Origin of the sequence: Pseudomonas indica NBRC 103045 (assembly GCF_002091635.1) — a bacterium.
In the GTDB taxonomy this organism is placed as follows: domain Bacteria; phylum Pseudomonadota; class Gammaproteobacteria; order Pseudomonadales; family Pseudomonadaceae; genus Pseudomonas_M; species Pseudomonas_M indica.
In genome coordinates, this window is sequence record NZ_BDAC01000014.1 from 143,768 (window position 1) to 165,500 (window position 21,733).

Below are 21,733 nucleotides of genomic sequence, written 5' to 3' on the forward strand. Positions count from 1 at the left end.
TGCGCACATACCGCCCGGGTTCCCTTCATCTGCGGCGAAGGCCTGGGCGATCGCCGGTATAATCGCCGCCCTGCGTTCGACCACCCGAGGATCGGCCCTTGCTCGCCCTGCCCATCGATGCCGTATTGCCCACCCTGCGCACCGCCCTGGCCGAGCGCCATGAAGTAGTGCTGGAGGCGCCGCCGGGCGCGGGCAAGACCACCCGGGTACCGCTGGCCCTGCTCGACGAGCCCTGGTTGGCCGGGCAGTCGATCCTGATGCTGGAGCCGCGCCGGCTGGCGGCGCGGGCGGCAGCGGAGCGGTTGGCCAGCGAACTGGGCGAGCGAGTCGGCGAGACGGTCGGCTACCGCATCCGCCTGGAATCGAAGGTCGGGCCGAAGACCCGCATCGAAGTGGTCACCGAAGGCATCCTGGCCCGTCGCCTGCAGGACGATCCGGCGCTGGAGGGCGTGGGGCTGGTCATCTTCGATGAATTCCACGAGCGCAGCCTGGATGCCGACCTGGCCTTGGCGCTCACCCTCAACGGTCGCGAACTGTTGCGCGACGAGCCGCCGCTGAAAGTCCTGCTGATGTCCGCCACCCTGGAAGGCGAGCGGCTGTCGACGCTGCTCGGCGCGGCGCCGGTGGTGCGCAGCGAGGGACGGATGTTTCCGGTGGACATCCGCTGGGGGCGGCCGGTGCAGCCTGGCGAATACCTGGAACCCCGGGTCGTCGCGACGGTGTTGCAGGCGCTGGCCGACGAACCGGGCAGCCTGCTGGTGTTCCTGCCCGGCCAGGCGGAGATTCGCCGGGTCCACGAGCAATTGGCCGAGGCGTTGGCCGGGCGTGGCGACCTCCTGCTCTGTCCGTTGCACGGCGAACTCGATCTCGCCGCCCAGCGCGCCGCCATCGAACCGGCGCCGGCCGGGATGCGCAAGATCGTGCTGGCCACCAATATCGCCGAAACCAGCCTGACCATCGATGGTGTGCGTGTGGTCGTCGACGCCGGGTTGGCGCGGGTGCCGCGCTTCGATCCGAACAGCGGCATGACCCGCCTCGACACCCAGCGCATCTCCCGGGCCAGCGCGACGCAGCGCGCCGGACGTGCCGGACGCCTGGAGCCGGGCGTATGCTACCGGCTGTGGTCGCAAGAGCAGCATGAGCAACTGCCAGCCTATGGCAGCGCAGAGATTCTCCAGGCCGATCTGGCCGGGGTGGCCTTGCAATTGGCGCGCTGGGGCGTGACGCCTGCCGAACTGGTCTGGCTCGACCCGCCGCCTCCTGCGGCCTATGCCCAGGCGCGCGACCTGCTCGGCCGTCTCGGTGCCCTCGACGCGCGGGGCGTGCTGACGCCTCATGGCCAGGCGATGGCCGAGCTGCCGGCGCACCCACGCATCGCTCATTTGCTGCTGCGTGGTCAGGCCCTGGGGTTGGGTGCACTGGCGTGCGACCTCGCCGCCTTGCTCGGCGAGCGCGACATCCTGCGGGGCGGAGGTGCCGACTTGCACAGCCGGCTGGCACTGCTGGCTGGGGAGAGGTCGGCCGGTGCCAGCCGCGGCGGCGTGCAGCGCGCCCGGCAACTGGCCCGCCAATACCGAAGCTACCTGCGTGGCGAGGCTCGGGAGGCGGTGGCCGATCCTGAGCACGGGCGCTGGCTCGGCGCGCTGCTGGCGTTCGCCTACCCGGATCGCGTTGCCCGCCAACGCCGTCCCGGCGGCGCCGAGTACCGGCTGGCCAACGGCCGGGCGGCGCTGTTCGGCGAACCGGACGCCTTGATGAAACATGAGTGGCTGGTGATCGCCGACCTCGGCAGTCGCCAGGGGCAGCGCGAGGAGCGCATCTACCTCGCGACCGATCTCGATCCGGCGTTGTTCGATAACGTGCTGGCCGAGCAGGTGCGAAGCCGCGATGAGCTGGAGTGGGACGAGCGCGAAGGCGTACTGCGTGCCGAGCGTCAGCGGCGGGTCGGCGAACTGGTGTTGGATCGCGAGCCGTTGCCAGGGCTGGACGAGGCGGCGCGCTGCCGGGCGTTGGTTCAACTGGTGCGGCGCAAGGGGCTGGAACTGTTGCCCTGGACACCGGAACTGCGCCAGTGGCAGGCACGGGTGGCACTGCTGCGCCGAATCGATCTGGAGAGCGGCGGTCGCAGCGACTGGCCCGATGTCTCCGACGTGGCGCTGCTCGACGGTTTGGAGGACTGGTTGGCGCCATACCTCGGCAAGGTCAGCCGGCTCAGCCACTTCGGCAACCTCGATCTGGGCGGCATTCTCGCCGGTCTGTTGCCCTGGCCGCTGCCGCAGCGCCTGGAGGAATTGGCGCCGCGTAGCCTGAGCGTACCGTCCGGGTCGAACATCCGCCTGGACTACAGCGAGGACCCGCCGATCCTGGCGGTGCGTCTGCAGGAACTGTTCGGCCTCGCCGAGACGCCGCGTATCGCCGGCGGCCGGCAGATCGTCAAGCTGCACCTGCTGTCCCCGGCGCGCCGCCCGGTGCAGGTGACACAAGACCTGGCGAGCTTCTGGCGCAACACCTACGCCGAGGTGAAGAAGGATCTCAAGGGGCGCTATCCCAAGCACTACTGGCCTGACGATCCCTTGATCGCCGAACCTACCGCGCGTGCCAAGCCGAGAGGCTGACTGGGTTTCGTCGGGCGAATAAATTCGCCCCTACAGGAGTGAGTCAGGGCAGTCGCAAATCCTCGCCCTGCGCTTCCAGTTCCTCATAGGCACCGTCCAGTGCGTCGAGCAGCTTCTGAGCATCCGGGGCGCGACGAGAGACGATGAGTTTCGACCTCAGCCGGTGCAGCACCACATAGGGCAGCTCGGCCATACCCAGGCGTTGGCGCGCCTGTTCCACGGGAGTCACGTAATCCAGAAGAAAGTCGCCGCGATGGCGCTGGAGCATTTCCAGGGCGGATGTGTGGCTGCTGGTGCGGTGTTGCTCGATATTCAGTGCCGGGTCGCTCAGCCAGTCGCTGTAGGGCTTCCAGTAGCTGTAGCCGCTGATCAGGATGATGCCGCGTCCGCCCAGGTCTTCCGGGAGGCGGGGAAGCAGGGTGTCGCGGCGGAAGTACAGGGCGAGGTCGAATTCGCCCAGCACGCTGCGGCTTTCCAGGGTATGCCCCTTGAGTTCTTCCTTGCCCGGTGCGCCAGGCCAGAGGTGCACGCTACCGTCCCGTAAGCCGGCATATAGACGGGCACCGGGCAGGCTGCGGAAAACCGGGTGATAGCCGGCATGCTTCAGCAGGCGTTCGGTCAGCCTGAGCGCCGATCCTTCGGGAGTGCCATCGGCGGCGCTGTAGGTGTAGGGCGGAAATTCATAAAAACCGACATTGACCACCGGCAGCGGTTGCCCGGATTCGGTCTGGGCGAAGCTCAGGCCGCAGAACAGCGCGGCGCCGAGCGCGAGGCAGGAAAGTCTGGACATCGATCACCGTGGCGCTCTGGAGTCCCGCAATCCCTGTGTTCCGAGCGCGTCTTGTATGTGTACCGCGGCAGCATGCGTGGCCGTCCGGGCTTTGTCCAGCCTGGGCCCGAGTGCTCGTCGCCTCATTCGTGAGGCAGCAGGAAGCGCGCGACCAGCGGCAGGTGGTCGGAAATCCGTAGGGTATCGCGTTGCCGCACCGTTGCCGTGAGCCGCTTGAGGCGGGGGCTGTGGAAAAGGTAGTCGAGGGTGCGGTCCGGCCCAGGGACTTCGGCGCCGTTGGGCGAGTAGGTGTACCACTTGGCCTGCTTGTCGCCGTTCACTTCGTCCAGGCTGGGGATCATCGGGTAGCGGCTGGCCAAATCCTGCAGCTCGCTGTGCTCGGCGTACCAGCTGCGCTGGGGTTCGGACAGACGCGTGTATTGCCCCGGTGGCAGCAGGTTGAGGTCGCCGCCGAAGAGCCATGGGGTGCCCTGGTTTTCCAGGCGGTCGAGCAACGTGCGGGTCATGGCGACCTGTCGCTGCATGGTGTCGTCGCCCTGGGCGAAGGCATCCAGGTGGGTGTTGATCACTGCCAGCCGGCCGCCGTCGCGCAACGGCAGTTCGCTGACCAGCAGTGCACGCTTGAAGCCGAACGGTTTGACGATCGGATTGGCCGGTACGCGCGGAAGTTGCAGGCGCTCGGCATGATCGATGCGGTAGCGACTGAGGGTGGCGAGTTTCATGCCGACGCTACCAAGAATGCGCGGATGCGGTACGAAGCGCGCCTTCCAGTAGAACGCCTGGGTGCTGCACGGATAAAGGTCGGCCAGTCGCTCCTGCAACAGGGCCAGCTGGTCCTGGTAATCGCTGGCCTTGGCGCCGTCGTGCAGTTCCTGCAGCAGCACGATGTCCGGTTGTTCGTCGCGGATCACCCGGGCCACTTCGTCGAGGTTGTAGGCGAGGTCCTCGGCGGTGGGGCGTTCGTCCGGGCCGCTGCCGTCGGCCAGGTCGTAGAAGAACACGTAGCGCTTGCCGGCCAGGTATTGGACGTTCCAGGTCATCACCTTGAGTGCCTGGCCCGGCAGTAGCACAGGCGCATCGGCACTGCAGGACAACGGCGCGTCTTCGCGGTCCGCGGGATGCCAGGTGAGCGCATGGATCAGGGCGGCCAGGGCGATGCCCAGTACCAGCAACATGATCAGGCTGAAGCGCAGGGAGCGGAGCAAGGTCATCGGCAGAGCTGGACTATGCTGAAAGAGCGCGAGCATAACCGAGAGGCCGTCCACGGCCCAACCCTGACGCAGCGCAAACGATGAGGACTGCCGGCGTGAGCGAACCCCAGATAGCCCAGCGCGGCCCTTATGTGGTGGAGGTGATCGCCGGCCGCGATTATTTCTGGTGCCGTTGCGGCCACAGCACCCGCCAGCCGTTCTGCGACGGCTCGCACAAGGGCGGCGACCTGTTGCCGCTGAAGTTTCATGCCGAGCACAGCGAAACGCTCTATTTCTGCGGTTGCAAGCACAGCCACGCACCGCCGCTTTGCGACGGTACGCACGAAGCGCTGGGCGACTGATTTCCACGCCAAGGGGGCGGCATGTATCGCAAGGTGTTTAACAACAAGGTTTTCGATCGCAAGGTGGTATTGGTCAGCGGCGGTTGTGCCGGTATCGGTCGGGCGCTGTCCGTGCGCATGGCGCAGGCCGGCGCGCGTCTGGTTCTGCTTGATCTGGACCAGGCGGCGCTGGACAGCATGGTCCAGCACCTGGACGCCCACCATAACGCCGAAGCCCTGGGCCTGCGCTGCGACGTGGCCGATGCCGAGGCGGTCCAGCGGGCGGTGACGCTGGCCATCGAGCGCTTCGGCGGTATCGATGTGCTGGTGAACAACGCTGGCATTACTCACCGCAGCACCTTCGTCGAGACCGATCTCGCCGTGTTCCAGCGGATCATGGCGGTGAACTTCTTCGGCGCGCTGCACTGCACCCAGGCTGCGCTACCCAGCTTGGTCGCCCGCCAGGGGCAGATCATCGTGCTCAGTTCGCTGTCCGGTTTCGCCCCGTTGCTCTATCGCAGTGCCTACAACGCCAGCAAGCATGCCCTGCACGGGTTGTTCGAAACCCTGCGTTACGAGATCAGGGGCTCCGGGGTCAACGTGATGCTGGTCTGCCCCGGCTTCACTGCCACCGACCTGCGTAAGAACGCCCTGGTTGGCGATGGCTCGGTGACTCGCCAGCCGCCCCTGGCGATGGGCAAGGTGGCATCGCCCCAGGATGTCGCTGAGGCCATCTACCAAGGCGCGCTACGACGGCGGCGTCTGCTGGTGTTGTCCAACGTGGACTGGCGGGCACGCTTGCTGGCGCGCTTCTTCCCGCGCCTGTTCGAGCGTGTGCTGCTGCCGCGTCTGTCGGGGTTGAAGCCGGCGGCGCCGAGGTAAACCTGGCGCCGCCGGGCCTCAATGCGCGTGGGGTTCGTAGGGCAGGCTGGTATCCCAGAACGCCGCTTCGATCTTGTGCCCGTCGAGGTCGCGCACGAAGCAGCCATAGTAGGGATCGCCGTAATCGGGGCGTGGGCCCGGTTCGCCATCGCTGTGGGCACCGGCGGCCAGCGCGGCTTCGTAGAACGCCCGCACCGACTCCCGGTCCGGGGCGAAGAAGCCGATATGGGTACCGTTGCCGACATTCGCCGGCTGGCCGTCGATCGGGATCTGCACCCAGAACTCCGGGTATTCGCGGCCGTAGGCGACCGCGCCGGGATGGGCCATGACGCGCTTGCAACCGAGAGTCGCCAGCACGCGGTCGTAGAAGGCGACCGCGCGCTCGAACTGGTTGGTGCCGATGGACAGGTGGGAAAGGATGCTGGGGTTGATGTCCGTCATGTGAGGAGCCTCCTTGGAAAACAACCCCAAGCGTAGCGCGTATTCCGCTGGACGAAGATCGGGAATGCGCTCGCGCTACTCGCTATCCGGCTTCTTGTAGCGCGCCGAATCGAGGGGATCGTCACGGGACAGGGTTTGTTCGTCCATGCCCAGCTCCTCGTCGCTGAGTTCGGTATCGGCTTCCGACTGGCTGGCGTCCCAGGGCTTGCCATCCAGCGGCTTGACCCGTCCGAGTTCGGCTTCGTCCAGGCCACTGCCGCCGCCGATCGTATGCTCATCCACCACGCTCAGATCCTTGTCGTTCGGCAGGCCTTCGCCGCGTTCCCGCGGTGAGCGGGAGCCGGTCTCGTCGTACAGGGTTTCCGGGCTGAGGTCGTCCAGGGTCGGATTGTGGTCGTTCACCTCGCCGCCGGTCTTGCCGGCTTCGCGGACGCGCTCCGGCGGGTATTCGTCGCGGAGTTCATCCTCTGGACGGGTATCGCCCACCCGACCGCTGCGCTCGTCCTTGCGATCGCTGAAATCCAGTTCCTCCATGGAGCCCATGCGGTCCTGGATATCGTCGATTTCCTTCGGGGTTCGCTCGTTGCGGTTGGTTTTCATGGGGACCTCCTGCCAAGTCTCTGTCTCTAGAGCTGTGACCGGGGGCTTCGGGGAAGATTCAGGCAGTCCGCTGGATGGGCATGCCCGACGCGCAGCGGAGAACCGATTGCGCAGGGCGCTGTCGTTACCGGAATGTGACCGATTCGCGCTCAGCGGTCAGGCGGCCCATGCTTTAGTGATTGTTATGCACCAAAGCTGTCCGCTGTGACAGCTTTCCCCCTTTTTCTGGTGCGCGAAGTGTCGGGACGTAACGCTTTTTCCAAGTCATGGCCATGTGCTGTTAGCCGGGAGGCCAGGCAATGTCAGGTTGCGGATGCGCTTGATGCAGTTGGCCTGGCTCTTGCTATTTCTGACCATAAGGACAGGTTCGGATAGGGATGGAAACAGGATGAACGACAACAACGATCCGCAGGGTATTCCTCCAACGCTGCTGGCAGCGGCGAAGCTGGCCGCAGAGCGTGCCTACTGCGGCTATTCGCAATTCCCGGTGGGTGCGGCCCTGCTGACGGCTGACGATCAGGTGATCCTCGGCTGCAACGTGGAAAACGCCTCCTACGGACTGACCAACTGCGCCGAACGCAGCGCGTTGTTCGCGGCGATCAGCCAGGGGCACGCGCCACGCAGTTTCAAGGCGTTGCTGGTGTTCGCGCCGAAGATGGATTCGATCAGCCCGTGCGGCGCCTGCCGCCAGGTGATCAGCGAACTGCTGTCGGCCGATTGCCCCGTCTACTGCTGCGGCGGGGACCCCGATCAGTACCGGGCATGGCGTAGCGACGAGCTGCTGCCCGGCGCCTTTTCTCTCTGACTCATTCGATTTTCTGGCTCGGCCCCGGCAGGTCCGGGCCGGGTTCCCTTTATCCGTTCACGGGAGTCTCTCCATGAGTCTCGTTGGTATCGTCGTACTGCTGGCCATCGCGCTGGCGTTTTCCCGCAATCGCCGGGCGATCCGCCTGCGCACCGTGGTGGGGGCTTTTCTGATTCAGGCCGGTCTGGGCGCCTTCGTGCTCTATGTGCCTTGGGGCAAGGACGTGCTGGCGAGTATGTCGAGCTCGGTGGCGTCCCTGCAGGGCTACGCGAACGAGGGCATCGCCTTTCTGTTCGCCGGCCTGAGCAGCGACAAGATGTTCGAGGTGTTCGGCAACCAGGGCTTCGTGTTCGCCATCCGGGTGCTGCCGCTGATCGTCTTCTTCAGTGCCTTCATTGCGGTGTTGTACCACCTTGGGATCATGACGCTGATCATCCGGGTGATCGGCGGGGCGTTGCGCTGGGCACTCGGCACCAGCCGCACGGAGTCGATGTCGGCGACGGCGAACATCTTCGTCGGCCAGACCGAGGCGCCGTTGGTGGTGCGGCCGTTCATCCCGCGCATGACCCGCTCCGAGCTGTTCGCCATCATGGTCGGCGGGCTGGCCTCGGTGGCCGGCTCGGTGCTGATCGGCTACGCCAGCCTGGGCGTCGAATTGAAATACCTGATCGCCGCGAGCTTCATGGCGGCACCGGGCGGGTTGTTGATGGCCAAGCTGATGGAGCCGGAAACCGCGATGCCGCAGGACGATCCGGGCGATGTCGACGAGCTGATCACCGACAAGCCGGTCAACGTGCTCGATGCGGCGGCCAGCGGGGCGACCAGCGGCTTGCAACTGGCGCTGAACGTGGGCGCCATGCTGCTGGTGTTCATTGCCTTGATCGCGGTGCTCAACGGTTTGCTCGGCTGGTTCGGCGGCTGGTTCGGCTACCCGGACGTGAGCCTGCAACAATTGCTCGGCTACCTCTTCGCGCCGTTGGCGTTCGTGCTCGGCGTGCCCTGGTCGGAAGCGGTCCAGGCCGGCAGCTTCATCGGCCAGAAGCTGGTGCTCAACGAATTCGTCGCCTACATCGATTTCGCCCGCTACCTGGACCCGGTCAAGGCGGCGGAAAGCGGGGTCGCGGTGCTTTCCGCGCAGACCCAGGTGATCATCACCTTCGCCCTCTGCGGGTTCGCCAACCTGTCGTCGATCGGCATCCTGCTCGGTGGGCTCGGAGTGATGGCGCCCAATCGCCGGCACGAGCTGGCCCAACTGGGCCTCAAGGCAGTGCTGGCCGGGAGCCTGTCCAACCTGATGAGCGCGGCCCTGGCCGGCTTCTTCGTTTCCCTCTGATTTCAGCGGATTTGCACCGGCCTGGCTCCAGGCCGGTCGGAAGCGTTTTTTCTGGAAAGCGTGGCCCGCCGCCTTCGCAGGCCGCCGTTATGACGACTCAAGGAGAAACACACGGATGAACACAACTCCAAGGAACCCGCTGCGTACCCTGGCCGCCGGGCTTTGCGTGCTGGCCGCGCCGACGACCTGGGCCGATGCCCTCGACCCGCAATGGTCATTCGCCAACATGTCGCTGAACTACCTGGACTGGTCCAGGGGTACCGAGGAGCGTACGGCCGATAATGCGGCCAAGGGTGATTTCTTCTTCCTGGAACTGGAAGGGGCGGTCGGGTTCGAATGGGGCGAGTTCTATGGCTTCGCCGATCTGGAAAACCCCGGCAGCGACCGCCTGGAGCATGATGGTCGCGACAACCGGCGCAGTGCGGCGAAGGTCACTTCGCACCTCTATCTGGGCGATTCGCCGTTCTCCGTGTACCTGCATGTCTACGACTTCCGCGACTACGGCTTCGACGTGCGCGAGCAGGACCAGATCGTCGGCCTCGGTTACCGGCGGACCTTCGACAATGGTTTCTGGATCAAGCCGTTCCTCGGTGCCGCCCATGTGAACAGCAACAACTACAGCGGCATGAACGGCTACATGCTGGGCTGGGTGTTCGGCTATGCCTTCAAGGCCTTCGAGCAGAAGTTCACCGTCACTAACTGGCACGAGCTGACCTTCGAGCGCGACGACGAGTACCTGCATGACAACTACGTCAACGGTACCGCCGACGAGATGGGTAACAACGGCGCGCTGGCGCTCTGGTGGCACCCTGCGGAGGCGATCACGGCCGGCGTGCAGTACCGCTATTCGGTGGATAAGCTGGGATCACCTGACGCCTATCAGAACGCGACCATCTACACCCTGAAGTACAACTTTTGGTAGCCGCACGCCACGAGCGGCGTGGACATTCTTTCTTCTGCCTTAGAGACACGCGCAATGACCGCAACCGACGCACAACTCGCACGCAAGGCCATCGGCCTTCTCGACTTCACTTCGCTGAACCCGGACGACGACGAGGCGCGCATCCGCGACCTCTGCCGGCGCGCCCTGACGCCTGTCGGGCCGGTGGCCGCTGTCTGTGTCTACCCGCGCTTCGTCGCCCTGGCGCGGCAGACGCTGGATGCGCTGGGCGGCAACCAGGTGAAGGTGGCCACCGTGACCAATTTCCCGGCCGGCGCCGCCGATGTGGAGGTTGTGGCAGCCGAGACGCGGGCAGCGGTGGAGGCGGGGGCCGACGAGGTGGATGTGGTCTATCCCTATGCGGCCCTGCGCGGCGGCGACGCGACGGTCGGTGTCGAGCTGGTGCGCGCCTGCAAACGGGCCTGCGGCGATGCCTTGCTCAAGGTGATCCTGGAGACCGGCGAGCTGGCCGATCCGGCCTTGATCCGCCAGGCGAGCCGGGATGCCATCGAAGCCGGGGCCGACTTCATCAAGACCAGCACCGGCAAAGTGGTGGTCAATGCCACCGAACAGGCGGCCCGGCTCATGCTGGAGGTCATCGCGGAGACCGGCGGGCGAGTGGGCTTCAAACCTGCCGGTGGGATTCGCACGCTGGCCGATGCACGCCTCTATATCGGCTTGGCGGAGGAATATCTGGGGCAGGACTGGGTAACTCCGGAGCATCTTCGCCTGGGCGCTTCGAGCGTGCTCGACGACCTGCTCCGGCATCTTGGTCTGGGCAGTGAAGGTGCGGCCAAAGAGGGTTACTGATATGTGGTTGGCGCAGGAAGTTATCCGTCGCAAGCGCGATGGGAAGGTGCTCGACGAAGCGGACATCGGCCAGTTCGTAAAGGGGATCGGCGATGGTAGCCTGAGCGAAGGGCAGATTGCCGCGTTCGCCATGGCGGTGCTGCTCAAGGGCATGAGCCTGGACGAGCGCATTGCCTTGACCACCGCGATGCGCGACTCCGGCCAAGTGCTGGCCTGGGAGCTGCCCGGTCCGGTGGTGGACAAGCATTCCACGGGCGGTGTCGGTGATCTGGTGAGCCTGGTACTGGCGCCGCTGCTCGCAGCCTGTGGTTGCTACGTGCCGATGATTTCCGGGCGTGGCCTGGGGCACACCGGCGGTACGCTGGACAAGCTGGACAGCGTGCCCGGCTACTGCACCCAGCCGGACCCGGAGCGCCTGCGCCGGGTGGTGGCCGAGGTGGGCTGCGCGATCATCGGCCAGACCGCCGATCTGGCGCCGGCGGATAAGCGCCTGTATGCCATCCGCGATGTCACCGGCACGGTGGAGTCCATCGACCTGATCACCGCCTCGATCCTGTCCAAGAAGCTGGCAGCCGGGCTGGACGTGCTGGTGATGGACGTGAAGGTGGGCAACGGCGCCTTCATGAGCGACCCGGAGCAGGCGCGGGCATTGGCGGAAAGCATCGTGGCGGTGGCCAACGGTGCGGGCGTGAAGACGCGGGCGCTGATCACCGACATGAACCAGCCGCTGGCACGCAGTGCCGGTAACGCCCTCGAAGTGGAGGAGGCCATCGCCTTGCTCAAGGGCGAGGTGCGCAGCTCGCGACTGTGGGAGGTTACCCTGGCATTGGCCGAGGAAACGCTGGTGGCGGCCGGGCTGGCACCGGACTTGGCGTCCGCGCGGCAGCGGTTGATGGATGCCTGGCGCAGTGGCTTGGCGCTGCAGCGCTTCTCGCGGATGGTGGAGGCACTCGGCGGTCCGCTGGATCTGGCCGAGCATCCCTGGCAGCACTTGCCCCAGGCGGCTGTGGTGCGGCCGGTGTTCGCCGAAGGGGAGGGGCTCGTGCAGGGTATCGACACACGGGCTATCGGACTAGCCGTCATCGCCCTGGGCGGTGGGCGGCGCCGTCCGGAGGATGCCATCGATGTCTCGGTGGGATTCAGTGAGTTGACACTGCCGGGAGAAGCCGTCGACGCCGCCCGGCCCCTGGCAATGGTCCATGCACGCGATGTGGCGAGTGCCGAAGAGGCTGCGCGGCTGCTGCGGGCGGCGTATCGACTCGGCACCGCAGAGGTTGCGGTGCGCGACCTGATCAGCGCACGACTGTAGGAGCACATCGATGAACCGAGCACTTCTGCTGGTGCTGGATTCCTTCGGTATCGGTGCCAGCGCCGATGCCGAGTATTTCGGCGACAGTGGTGCCAATACGCTGCTGCATATCGCCGAGGCTTGCGCCCGTGGCGAGGCGGATAACGAACGCCGTCAGGGTGTATTGCAGTTGCCCAATCTGGCGCGTCTTGGCTTGGGGCACGCCGCTGCCTTGAGCGCCGGCTGTTATCCCCCGGGCTTCGATGCCGAGCAGCCGGTGATCGGTGCTTATGGTTATGCCCGCGAGCTGTCCAGCGGCAAGGATACGCCCTCCGGTCACTGGGAAATGGCGGGGGTGCCGGTCTTGTTCGACTGGGGCTACTTCCCGGCCCACGAACAGAGTTTTCCCCCCGCCCTGCTGGAGGCACTGATCCAGCGTGCCGGGCTGCCAGGCGTGCTCGGCAACTGCCATGCGTCCGGCACCACCATCCTCGAGCAACTGGGCGAGACGCATATCCGTACGGGCAAGCCGATCTGCTACACCTCGGCGGACAGCGTGTTCCAGATCGCCGCCCACGAGGAGCACTTCGGTCTCGAGCGGCTGTATCAAGTCTGCGAGATCGCTCGAGAGCTGTGCGACGACTACGACATCGGCCGGGTGATCGCGCGACCGTTCCTGGGCGAGAGTGCCGACAGCTTCCGGCGCACCGGAAACCGTCGCGACTATGCGGTGCCGCCACCGGCCCCTACCGTGCTCGACCGTTTGTGCGAGGTCGGCGGGCAGGTGTTCGCAGTGGGCAAGATCGGCGATATCTTCGCCCACCGGGGTATCAGCCGGCTGTACAAGGCCGATGGCAACGAGGCGCTGTTCGACGCCACGCTGCAGGCGCTCCGCGAAGCGCCACCGCGCACGCTGGTGTTCAGCAACTTCGTCGATTTCGACATGCTGTTCGGCCATCGCCGCGACATCGCAGGTTACGCCGAGGCACTGGAAGCGTTCGACCGACGCCTGCCGGAACTGATCGCCGCCCTGGATGAGGGTGATGTGTTGTTGCTGGCGGCTGACCATGGCTGCGATCCGAGCTGGCCGGGCAGCGACCACACCCGAGAACATATCCCCGTGCTGGGCTACGGTGCCGGCCTGCAAGCCGGCAGCCTGGGAGAGCGCAGCAGCTTCGCCGACATCGGCCAGAGCCTGGCGCGCTTTTTCGGGCTGCCGGCGTGCGACTACGGGCAATCCTTTCTGACATCTTGATGGAGCCTACAATGGCCACTCCCCATATCAGTGCTCAGCCGGGCGATTTCGCCGAAACCGTGCTGATGCCTGGCGATCCGCTGCGAGCGAAGATGATCGCCGACACCTATCTGAGCGACGTGCAGCAGGTGAATGGCGTGCGCAACATGCTGGGGTTCACCGGCTCGTTCAACGGCCAGCGGATCTCCGTGATGGGGTCAGGCATGGGCATTCCCTCGCTGTCCATCTATGCCCACGAGCTGTTCAGCCAGTACGGTGTGCAGCGCATCGTGCGGGTCGGCAGTTGTGGGTCGGTCCAGCCTGGCGTCCGGGTGCGCGACCTGGTGATCGCCATGGGCGCGTCGACCGATTCCGCCGTCAACCGCAAGCGCCTCTCCGGCTTTGATTTCGCCGCCCTGGCCGATTACCGATTGCTCGAACGGGTGGTGCGACGGGCCGATGCGAAAGGGCAGGCGGTGCATGTGGGCAATGTGTTTTCCGCCGACCTGTTCTACGAGCCCGAGCCGGAGCTTTTCAGCCGCATGACGCGCATGGGCATCCTCGCCGTGGAGATGGAGGCGGCCGGCCTCTATGGCGTGGCGGCAGAACTGGGACGGCAGGCGTTGTGCGTACTGACGGTCAGCGATCACATCCTTGAAGGCGAAAAGCTCAGTGCCGAGGAGCGGCAGGAGACGTTCCACGCGATGATCGAACTGACCCTGGAAGCGGTGACGCAGTAAGCGAGATTCCAACGGTAAACGGCGAACGAGATTCGCGGGCAAAAAAAGACCCGGCAGAGCCGGGTCGAATAACCGTGATTAGCCTGATGAGGAGATAACCTGAGAGTCCGACTGCTGGGCTTTCAGCTTATCGACTGATCTCGCGATCAGTTGGTGAAATAATAACAATTCTCATTTCCATGTCAACGCTTTTTTTGCAGCGGTTGCATTCTTGGTGAGCCGACTCGCAAAAACGACGAACCCGGCGCATGGCCGGGTTCGTTGAATGACTGGAACCTTATTCCGAGTCGGCGGGCTGCCGCAGTTGAGTGACCTCTTTGTTCAGCAGGTCGATGCGCCTGGCCATGCTCTCGATCAGGCTGTGGGCGATGCGCGGATTGCTCTGCATCAGGCTGAGGAACTGGTCCTTGGGAATCACCATTACCGTACAGGGCTCGCTGGCCACCACCGTGGCGCTGCGGCGCTCGCGGGTGAACACGGCCATGGCGCCGAAGATTTCATCCTTCTGCACATCGCCCACCTTGTGGCCATCCACGAAGGCTTCGGCATGGCCCTCAATGATGACAAAGACATGATCGGCCTCGTCGCCCTGGTGGATCAGCTCCTCACCGGCGGCGAAGTGCTGGAATCCGGTGGCTGGACGAATTTCCGGCTGCTTGAGGCGAGCCAGGGCATCGGACAGCAGGGCGGTATGGCCGATCAGGTACTGGATGAACAGTTCCTGGCGCTGTTCGCTGGCATAAATGTGCTTGAACACGGCACCACGGTTGTAAGGGATCAGGCTGATCGCTTCTTCGCTGCTGTAGCGGCAGCTCGGCATTTCTATGCCCTGGCGCAGGCCGACGAGATCGCCTTCCTGCAAGTAGAACAACGGGCGTCCGTCCACCAGCGCATGCAGCAGGCCGTCCTCGATCAGGAACAACTGATTGCCGGGAAGCGCCTGGGTCAGATCGTCGACGCGCTCAAGCCGCAACGGCTCCCCGCTGGGATCGAGCCCTTCGAGCAACTGGCTGGGGATGCTTTGCAGTCGATTGATCAGCTGATCGGCGTAAGCCGGTTGCTCCCCGAGTAGGTACATGAGCGTTGATTCCTTGAACTGGCTGGCTGGCAAGACGCACGAACGTCCTTGAAACAATAGGTTTCGCAGATATTTCCGTAAATCAGTTCGCGATAATGTTGTGAGCTAGCTCTTATTACGCAAAGGCAAGGCGTCCAGTTGTCCGATCAATGCTGCTTTGTGTGCCGGTGGCAGGTCGTTCCAATGCACGTCCAGCAGCGCACCTTCGATTGCGTAGAGCAGTACTTTCGAGGCCCGGAATCCCCTGGCCCGGACCGCCCGGTAGGCGCCGACCGAGCCCAGGCGGCGAAGATCGGAAGCACTATGGATGCCGACTGCGTGCAACCACTGTGCCGAGGTCTTGCCGAGGTTCTTCAGGTGTTGCAACTCATCGTTCATTCAGCCTCCTTGCAATGATGCCTCATTGATAGTCAGGGGGTTGGATAGCCTGCGACGAAGTGTAGCGGCCAGCGGATGAACTGTGGCGCGGTGACATCACCCCAGGCTTGACGCAGAGCAGGTAAATAGTCGATTACCGGGTCCTTGCCGTGTTCGCGTTCCCAGCGTTGCACGGCGGACCAGGTGCGCAGGTAACCGACGAAGTGTTCGAAGCTCCATTCGACCTCGATGGCGAACGGTGGAAGATCGAGTCGGGAGAAGGGTACGGAAAGATCGCGATAGCCGGCATCGACGCTTTCGCGTCCTTTCGGCCAGTAACCTTTCAAGGTGTCGCCGTAGAGCTGGTCGATCACCGGGTCGAAAGCTTCATCGATACGCAGCAGGCTGTAGCACCAGGCGCAGAACAGGCCGCGGGGCTTGAGCAGGCGCTTCACTTCGGCGAAGAAACGCGGCGTGGCGAACCAGTGCAGAGCCTGGGCGACCACGATGAGATCGAGGCTCCCCGAGGGCAGCGGCAGCGACTCGGCATCTGCGGCGAAGCGTTCGATGCCGTCCCAGCCATCTTCCATACGTAACTGCTCGTGGCTGGCATCGCTGGCCAGGACTTGATCGAAATGCTCACTCAACGGGCGACTGGCCTGGCCATTGCCGCAGGCGATGTCGAGGGCGCGCTGCCGCGAGGGGCTGTTGGCGGCCAGCCAGGCGAAGAGCGCCGACGGGTATTCCGGGCGGAAACTGGCGTAGGCACCCGCGCGGGCGCCGAACAGTCGGGCGATCTCACTCATGGTTTTCGGTAGCGGAGGCGGGTGCCGAAATTCACCGACATGAGAATCTCGTCAGCACTCAGCTCAACAGGGAAATAGGCACCGGAAATCTGCGCATGAGCCAGGCTGGCGCCTTCCATGCGGGCCTTGCGCAGGTCCAGGCCGCGTAAGTCGGCGCCACGGAAGTAGGCATCGGTGAAGTTCACCCCGTCGGCATTCAGGTTACGCAGGTCGAGGCCGCGAAAATCTCCGCCGGTGAGGTCGATTTCTCCATCCGAGGCACGCCGCTGATTGAAGCCGGCGATGTCTTCCTGGCGCAGCAGGCGGTACAGCGGGTCGTCCAGTTGACGCGGCTGGCTCATGAATGCGGTTCCGGCAATGGGTCACCGGGCAGTATAGAAGCTGTCCGGTGACCCTGCCGTGGTCAGAGGCCGGGCAGGCGTTGGCGGATGTTATCGACCAGTTTGTCCAGGCTGGCGGCTTCGTGGGTGTCCACGCGCCGGCTATGGGCCTGTTCGTCCGCTGTCAGAGGCTCCCGGCTCTGCTGTTGCGCGTGGATGATGTCCAGCGTGGCATCGGACGGGTCCAGTCCTTCGCTCTGCCGCTGGGCCAGCCAGCTGGCGATGACGGCGTCCGGCGCATGGCAGTCGAGAATCAGGAATGGGACTCCGGTGCGCTCGGCGATCTTCCAGGCGGCCTGGCGCTGGACGTGCTTCAGGTAGGTGGCATCGATGACCACCGGATAGCCCGCGTGCAGGGCGGCGTCTGCCAGTTCGTGCAGGCGCCGATAAGTGGCATCGCTGGCGTCCTGGTTATAGATGCCGGCACTCAGTTGGCCCCGTTCGCTTTCCTCCTGTTCGCCGAACAGGCGCTTGCGCTCCGTGTCCGAACGCAGGCGGATGGCGCCGAGTGCTTCGACCAGGCGCATCGCGACGTGACTCTTGCCCACCGAGGAAACGCCGTGGGTGATGGCCAGGAAGCGTGAAGGAATGGCGCTGTAGCTCTCCGCCAGGCTCGCATAGTTGCGGTATTGGCGCAGGATGACCGCGCGCTGGACCGCGTCCTGCTCCTGGCCGAGGCGGAACAGGCTGACCTTGGCACGCACCAGGGCCCGATAAGACTTGTAAAGGTTCATCAGCTCCAGCGCGGCATAGTCGCCGGTTTGCTCGAGCCAGAGACTGAGGAAGCGGCGCGACAGGCATTTCAGCCCACGGTCTTCCAGGTCCATGGCAAGGAAGGCGCTGTCCGCCGCGATGTCGGTAAGACGAAATGGTTCGTTGAATTCGATGCAGTCGAACAACACGACTTCGCCGTCGATCAGGGTGGTGTTGCCCAGGTGGATATCGCCATGGCATTCGCGGATGAAGCCTTGGTTCTTTCGCTCTTCGAGCAGGGGCCCCAGGCGGTCGATGGTGCTTTCGGTCCAGGCTTCCAATGCGTCCAGTTGCTGGAGATCGGACTTGTCGCTGAGCAATGGGCGGATCTGTTCGAAGTTCTGGCGCAGCGGCGCCATCATGGCGTCCGGCTGGCACATGACGTGGTCCGGCGCCACCGACGGCGTGGTCAGGTGGAAGCGGGCGATCTGCCGGGCCAGCGCATCGATGTGGGCGCCGGTGAGTTCGCCGCGCGCCTGGATTTCGCCCAGCAGGTTGCTTTGCGGGAACTGACGCATCCTCACGGCATATTCGATGACCGGGCCATCGCCGTTCAACTGTGGAGCGGATTCGCTGCCGGTGATCGGGATGGCGTCGAGGTAGAGGTTCTGCGTCAGGCGCTGGTTCAGTCGAACTTCTTCCTCGCAGAAGTGCTTGCGCGCTTCCAGCGTGGTGAAGTCGAGGAAGCCGAAGTCGACCGGTTTCTTGAACTTGTAAGCGTAGGGGCCCGTGAGCAGGACCCAGGAAATATGGGTTTCGATGACCTGGAACTGGTCTACCGGATGCGGATAGAGCGCCGGGTTCTGCAGCGCGGCAATCAGGGCTTGGCTCACGGTCGATCCTTACGTCTAAGACTTGAAGTTGGGCGGCATTATGGCCGCTGCGGGGCGTCGTGCAAACCGCCGGGGGGCGCCTGTCTCCTGTGGATAAAGTGCGTATAATGCGCCGCCATGACTCGTTCCCGTTCTTCTCGTTCGCGTTCCAAACGCCGTTCCGGCGGCTTGCGCCCCTGGTTGGGCTGGGCTCTGAAGCTCGGTCTGGTCGGTCTGGTTGTGCTGGCCGGTTTTGCCGTCTACCTGGATGCCGTGGTGCAGGAGAAATTCTCCGGCAAGCGCTGGACCGTGCCCGCCAAGGTATATGCCCGCCCACTCGAGTTGTTCGTCGGACTCAAGCTGGCCAAGGACGACTTCCTGACCGAGCTGGATGCCCTCGGCTACCGCCGCGAGGCGGTGACCGGCCCCGGCAGCGTGGCTGTCTCCGGAAACTCCGTCGATCTGCAGACGCGCGGCTTCCAGTTCTATGAAGGCGCCGAGCCTTCGCAGCGTATCCATGTGCGCTTTTCCGGAGATTTCGTCGCCGGGCTCAATCAGGCCGATGGTTCTGACCTGGCCGTCGCCCGGCTGGAGCCCTTGCTGATCGGCGGGCTGTACCCGGCGCATCAGGAGGACCGCATCCTGATCAAGCTGGACCAGGTGCCGCCCTATCTGGTGGATACCTTGGTAGCGGTGGAGGACCGCGAGTTCTTCCACCACTTCGGCGTCTCTCCCAAGTCGATCGCCCGGGCCTTCTGGATCAACGCCACGTCCGGCCAGTTGCTCCAGGGGGGCAGTACGCTGACTCAGCAGTTGGTCAAGAATTTCTACCTGACCAACGAGCGCAGCCTGACACGCAAGGCGACCGAGGCCATGATGGCCGTGCTGCTGGAGCTGCATTACGACAAGCGCGAGATTCTCGAGGCGTACCTCAACGAGGTGTTCCTTGGCCAGGATGGCCAGCGCGCCGTGCATGGCTTCGGTTTGGCCAGCCAGTATTTCTTCAGCCAGCCGCTGTCCGAGCTGAAACTGCACCAGGTGGCGTTGCTGGTCGGCATGGTCAAGGGGCCGACCTACTACAACCCACGGCGTAATCCCGAGCGCGCCCTGGAGCGCCGCAACTTGGTGTTGGATGTCCTGGTGGAACAGGGTGTAGTCACGGCTGAAGAAGCCGAGGCGGCGAAGCAGAAGCCGCTCGGTGTAACGCCGCGTGGCAGCATGGCCGATAGCTCCTATCCGGCGTTTCTCGATCTGGTGAAGCGCCAATTGCGCCAGGATTATCGCGAGGAAGACCTCACGGAAGAGGGGCTGCGTATCTTCACCAGCTTCGATCCGATCCTCCAGCTCAAGGCCGAGAGTGCTTTGAACGAGTCGTTTAAACGCATCTCCGGCAGCAAGGGTGCCGATCAGATGGAAGCGGCGATGGTCGTGACCAATCCGGAAACGGGTGAGATCCAGGCGTTGATCGGTAGCCGTCAGCCGCGTTTCGCCGGCTTCAACCGTGCGCTGGATGCCGTGCGGCCGATTGGTTCGCTGATCAAGCCAGTGATCTATCTCACCGCCCTGGAGCGCCCGAGCCAGTACACGCTGACCAGTTGGCTATCGGACGAGCCCTTCTCCATCAAGGGTCAGGACGGTCAGGTATGGAAGCCGCAGAATTATGACCACAAGGCCCATGGCACCATTTACCTGTACCAGGGGTTGGCGAACTCCTACAACTTGTCCACCGCCAAGCTGGGGCTCGAACTCGGTGTGCCCAATGTCCTGAAGACAATGGAGCGGCTGGGCGTTTCGCGCGAGTGGCCGGCGTACCCATCGATGCTGCTGGGTGCCGGGGCGCTCAGTCCGATGGAAGTCACCAGCATGTACCTGACCCTGGCTAACGGCGGCTTCAATACGCCGTTGCGTGGTATCCGCAGCGTATTGACCGCCGATGGCGAACCGCTCAAGCGGTATCCGTTCCAGATTCAGCAGCGTTTCGACCCGGGTGCCATTTATCTGGTCCAGAACGCGATGCAGCGAGTCATGCGTGAAGGAACCGGGCGCTCGGTATACAACCAGTTGCCGCGTTCGCTGACGTTGGCGGGCAAGACCGGTACCACCAACGACTCCCGCGATAGTTGGTTCGCCGGTTTCAGCCAGGACCTGCTGGCGGTGGTCTGGATGGGGCGCGACGACAATGGCCAGACCCCGTTCACCGGCGCCACTGGTGCCCTGCAGGTATGGACCGGCTTCATGCGCAAGGCCGATCCGCTCCCGTTGGACATGCCGCTGCCGGACAACGTGACGCAAGCCTGGATCGACGCCTACACCGGCCAGGGTTCCGACCCGAGCTGCCCGAATGCGGTGCAGATGCCTTATATTCGTGGAAGTGAGCCGCCACCCGGTACGGCCTGCGGTATCCAGGCGCCGGTCGATTCGGTGATGGATTGGGTGCGCGGCTGGTTGCAATAAGCAAAGAGGATTCGCATGAACAAGTGGTGGATTCCCGCTCTGGCCGCTACGGCAGTGCTGAGTGGTTGTGCCTCGGTACAGCGTGGGTCGATTCCCGTGGTGGACTCCAGTGCCCCGTTGTCGGAACTGGAAGAGGGGGCGGGAGGAACCTATCGCCCGGTCGCACCTCAGCAGCAGCCGCAGACAATCAACGAGGACTCCGGCGTGGTGGTCATGGTACCTGGCGGCAGCTCGACGCCGATCCAGACCTTTCCTGCGCCGGATGGCTCCTCCAGCGCACCGATCACGACGTCCCCCATTACTACGGGGCCTGCCGGCGGTGGATATTCTGGCGGGGCGGGCAGCTACAGCACGCCGGGAAGCGTTCCGAGTGCGCCGACCGGCATCCCCAGCAACAGCGGCGGCTTGGCGGCCGACGAGCAACTGGATGGCCCGGTGCTCGCGCTTCTCACCGCGGCGCAGCAGCAACAGAGTGGCGGCGATCTGAACGGGGCTTCCTCCAGCCTCGAGCGTGCCCAGCGCATCGCGCCGCGTGAGCCGCAGGTGCTCTATCGGTTGGCGGAGGTTCGCCTCGCCCAGGGCGATGCCGCCCAGGCCGAGCAGTTGGCGCGTCGCGGCCTGACCTATGCCAATGGACGTCCCGCGCTGCAAGCGAGCCTCTGGGAACTGATCGCCAAGGCGCGTGAGCGCCAGGGCGATGCGGCGGGCGCCGCGCAGGCGCGTGAGCGGGCGCGGGTTAACCTCTGATGAGCGACGCGCATCTGTCCGCTCTGGCCGATCAGCTTCTGTTGATCGAGCGAGAGTTGCGGTTATTGGGCTGGTGGGCGGACAGCGAGCCGAGTGCGGAGGCTTTGGCCAGTCCGGAGCCTTTCTGTGTCGATACCCTGACCTTCGAGCAGTGGCTGCAGTGGGTTTTTCTGCCGCGAATGAAGGTATTGATCGAAGGGGGCTACGAGCTGCCGACGGTATCGGGCATCCGACCCATGGCAGAAGTGGTGTACCGGGAGTGCCCGGTCGAAACCCGGGCGTTGATGCAGGCGTTGGGTGAGTTCGACCGGTTGATCAAAAGCGCGGCCTGATGCCG

At 64.6% G+C, this 21,733-nt stretch carries 22 protein-coding genes; 13 read left to right on the forward strand and 9 right to left on the reverse strand.

The window, feature by feature from the left end; all coding sequences use genetic code 11:
* Window positions 1–98: 98 nt before the first annotated feature.
* Window positions 99–2,615 carry an ATP-dependent helicase HrpB gene (hrpB, locus tag PIN01S_RS17460; RefSeq protein ID WP_084337288.1) on the forward strand — a complete coding sequence of 839 codons (2,517 nt, stop codon included), beginning with the start codon at window positions 99–101 and terminating at the stop codon, window positions 2,613–2,615.
* A 43-nt stretch (window positions 2,616–2,658) separates the two neighbouring features.
* Here the strand turns inward: hrpB and PIN01S_RS17465 are convergent, their stop codons facing one another.
* Both PIN01S_RS17465 and PIN01S_RS17470 read right to left on the reverse strand, forming a co-directional pair.
* Entirely contained in the window at window positions 2,659–3,405 is a 747-nt protein-coding gene (locus tag PIN01S_RS17465) for a substrate-binding periplasmic protein (RefSeq protein ID WP_084337290.1), read from the reverse strand.
* Between the two features lie 122 nt (window positions 3,406–3,527).
* Window positions 3,528–4,616, reverse strand: a complete 1,089-nt coding sequence (locus PIN01S_RS17470) for an endonuclease/exonuclease/phosphatase family protein (protein ID WP_084337292.1) — start codon at window positions 4,614–4,616, stop codon at window positions 3,528–3,530.
* Between the two features lie 95 nt (window positions 4,617–4,711).
* On the opposite strand from PIN01S_RS17470, the gene PIN01S_RS17475 reads away from it, so the two are divergent.
* Both PIN01S_RS17475 and PIN01S_RS17480 read left to right on the forward strand, forming a co-directional pair.
* Window positions 4,712–4,957 carry a CDGSH iron-sulfur domain-containing protein gene (locus tag PIN01S_RS17475; protein ID WP_084337294.1) on the forward strand — a complete coding sequence of 82 codons (246 nt, stop codon included), beginning with the start codon at window positions 4,712–4,714 and terminating at the stop codon, window positions 4,955–4,957.
* Between the two features lie 21 nt (window positions 4,958–4,978).
* Window positions 4,979–5,818 (forward strand): SDR family oxidoreductase, encoded by an 840-nt coding sequence (locus tag PIN01S_RS17480; protein ID WP_084337296.1) that lies wholly within the window; start codon window positions 4,979–4,981, stop codon window positions 5,816–5,818.
* Between the two features lie 18 nt (window positions 5,819–5,836).
* Here the strand turns inward: PIN01S_RS17480 and PIN01S_RS17485 are convergent, their stop codons facing one another.
* Complete coding sequence (locus tag PIN01S_RS17485; protein ID WP_084337298.1) at window positions 5,837–6,259, reverse strand: VOC family protein; 423 nt, start codon at window positions 6,257–6,259, stop codon at window positions 5,837–5,839.
* 75 nt (window positions 6,260–6,334) lie between these two features.
* The gene (locus PIN01S_RS17490; RefSeq protein WP_084337300.1) at window positions 6,335–6,859 is read right to left on the reverse strand and encodes a hypothetical protein; all 525 of its coding nucleotides are present in this window, start codon (window positions 6,857–6,859) and stop codon (window positions 6,335–6,337) included.
* A gap of 388 nt (window positions 6,860–7,247) precedes the next feature.
* Between PIN01S_RS17490 and cdd the strand changes: the two genes are divergently transcribed.
* The 7 genes from cdd (at window position 7,248) to deoD (ending at window position 14,009) form a co-directional block, all read left to right on the forward strand.
* A complete protein-coding gene (cdd, locus tag PIN01S_RS17495; RefSeq protein ID WP_084337302.1) occupies window positions 7,248–7,664 on the forward strand; it encodes a cytidine deaminase in 417 nt (138 codons plus the stop codon).
* A gap of 73 nt (window positions 7,665–7,737) precedes the next feature.
* On the forward strand, window positions 7,738–8,997 hold the full coding sequence (locus PIN01S_RS17500) for a NupC/NupG family nucleoside CNT transporter (RefSeq protein WP_084337304.1): 1,260 nt from the start codon (window positions 7,738–7,740) through the stop codon (window positions 8,995–8,997).
* A 115-nt stretch (window positions 8,998–9,112) separates the two neighbouring features.
* Entirely contained in the window at window positions 9,113–9,919 is an 807-nt protein-coding gene (locus PIN01S_RS17505) for an outer membrane protein OmpK (RefSeq protein WP_084337306.1), read from the forward strand.
* A gap of 54 nt (window positions 9,920–9,973) precedes the next feature.
* Window positions 9,974–10,747: a deoxyribose-phosphate aldolase gene (deoC, locus tag PIN01S_RS17510; RefSeq protein WP_084337308.1), complete on the forward strand. Its 774-nt coding sequence runs from the start codon at window positions 9,974–9,976 to the stop codon at window positions 10,745–10,747.
* A gap of 1 nt (window position 10,748) precedes the next feature.
* Window positions 10,749–12,056, forward strand: coding sequence for a thymidine phosphorylase (deoA, locus tag PIN01S_RS17515; protein ID WP_084337310.1), 1,308 nt, complete (start codon window positions 10,749–10,751; stop codon window positions 12,054–12,056).
* A 10-nt stretch (window positions 12,057–12,066) separates the two neighbouring features.
* Window positions 12,067–13,290 carry a phosphopentomutase gene (locus PIN01S_RS17520; protein WP_084337312.1) on the forward strand — a complete coding sequence of 408 codons (1,224 nt, stop codon included), beginning with the start codon at window positions 12,067–12,069 and terminating at the stop codon, window positions 13,288–13,290.
* A gap of 11 nt (window positions 13,291–13,301) precedes the next feature.
* Window positions 13,302–14,009: a purine-nucleoside phosphorylase gene (gene deoD, locus PIN01S_RS17525; protein ID WP_084337313.1), complete on the forward strand. Its 708-nt coding sequence runs from the start codon at window positions 13,302–13,304 to the stop codon at window positions 14,007–14,009.
* Between the two features lie 277 nt (window positions 14,010–14,286).
* Here deoD and PIN01S_RS17530 read toward each other — a convergent pair whose 3' ends face one another.
* The 5 genes from PIN01S_RS17530 to PIN01S_RS17550 form a co-directional block, all read right to left on the reverse strand.
* Entirely contained in the window at window positions 14,287–15,087 is an 801-nt protein-coding gene (locus PIN01S_RS17530) for a Crp/Fnr family transcriptional regulator (RefSeq protein WP_084337314.1), read from the reverse strand.
* A 105-nt stretch (window positions 15,088–15,192) separates the two neighbouring features.
* On the reverse strand, window positions 15,193–15,465 hold the full coding sequence (locus PIN01S_RS17535; protein WP_084337315.1) for a TfoX/Sxy family protein: 273 nt from the start codon (window positions 15,463–15,465) through the stop codon (window positions 15,193–15,195).
* A 32-nt stretch (window positions 15,466–15,497) separates the two neighbouring features.
* On the reverse strand, window positions 15,498–16,250 hold the full coding sequence (locus tag PIN01S_RS17540; protein WP_084337316.1) for a class I SAM-dependent methyltransferase: 753 nt from the start codon (window positions 16,248–16,250) through the stop codon (window positions 15,498–15,500).
* Window positions 16,247–16,591 (reverse strand): pentapeptide repeat-containing protein, encoded by a 345-nt coding sequence (locus PIN01S_RS17545; RefSeq protein ID WP_084337317.1) that lies wholly within the window; start codon window positions 16,589–16,591, stop codon window positions 16,247–16,249. Before PIN01S_RS17545 ends, PIN01S_RS17540 begins: the two co-directional genes overlap by 4 nt.
* Window positions 16,592–16,653: 62 nt before the next feature.
* Complete coding sequence (locus PIN01S_RS17550; RefSeq protein ID WP_084337319.1) at window positions 16,654–18,216, reverse strand: bifunctional aminoglycoside phosphotransferase/ATP-binding protein; 1,563 nt, start codon at window positions 18,214–18,216, stop codon at window positions 16,654–16,656.
* Window positions 18,217–18,333: 117 nt separating this feature from the next.
* Here PIN01S_RS17550 and mrcB point away from each other — a divergent pair, with 117 nt between their 5' ends.
* From mrcB to PIN01S_RS17565, 3 genes are read left to right on the forward strand one after another with little or no spacing between them, the layout of a single operon-like run.
* Window positions 18,334–20,649: a penicillin-binding protein 1B gene (mrcB, locus tag PIN01S_RS17555; RefSeq protein WP_084337321.1), complete on the forward strand. Its 2,316-nt coding sequence runs from the start codon at window positions 18,334–18,336 to the stop codon at window positions 20,647–20,649.
* Between the two features lie 15 nt (window positions 20,650–20,664).
* Window positions 20,665–21,396, forward strand: a complete 732-nt coding sequence (locus tag PIN01S_RS17560; RefSeq protein ID WP_084337323.1) for a tetratricopeptide repeat protein — start codon at window positions 20,665–20,667, stop codon at window positions 21,394–21,396.
* Window positions 21,396–21,728, forward strand: a complete 333-nt coding sequence (locus PIN01S_RS17565; protein ID WP_084337325.1) for a YqcC family protein — start codon at window positions 21,396–21,398, stop codon at window positions 21,726–21,728. The genes PIN01S_RS17560 and PIN01S_RS17565 overlap by 1 nt, the downstream gene beginning before the upstream one ends.
* Window positions 21,729–21,733 lie beyond the last annotated feature (5 nt).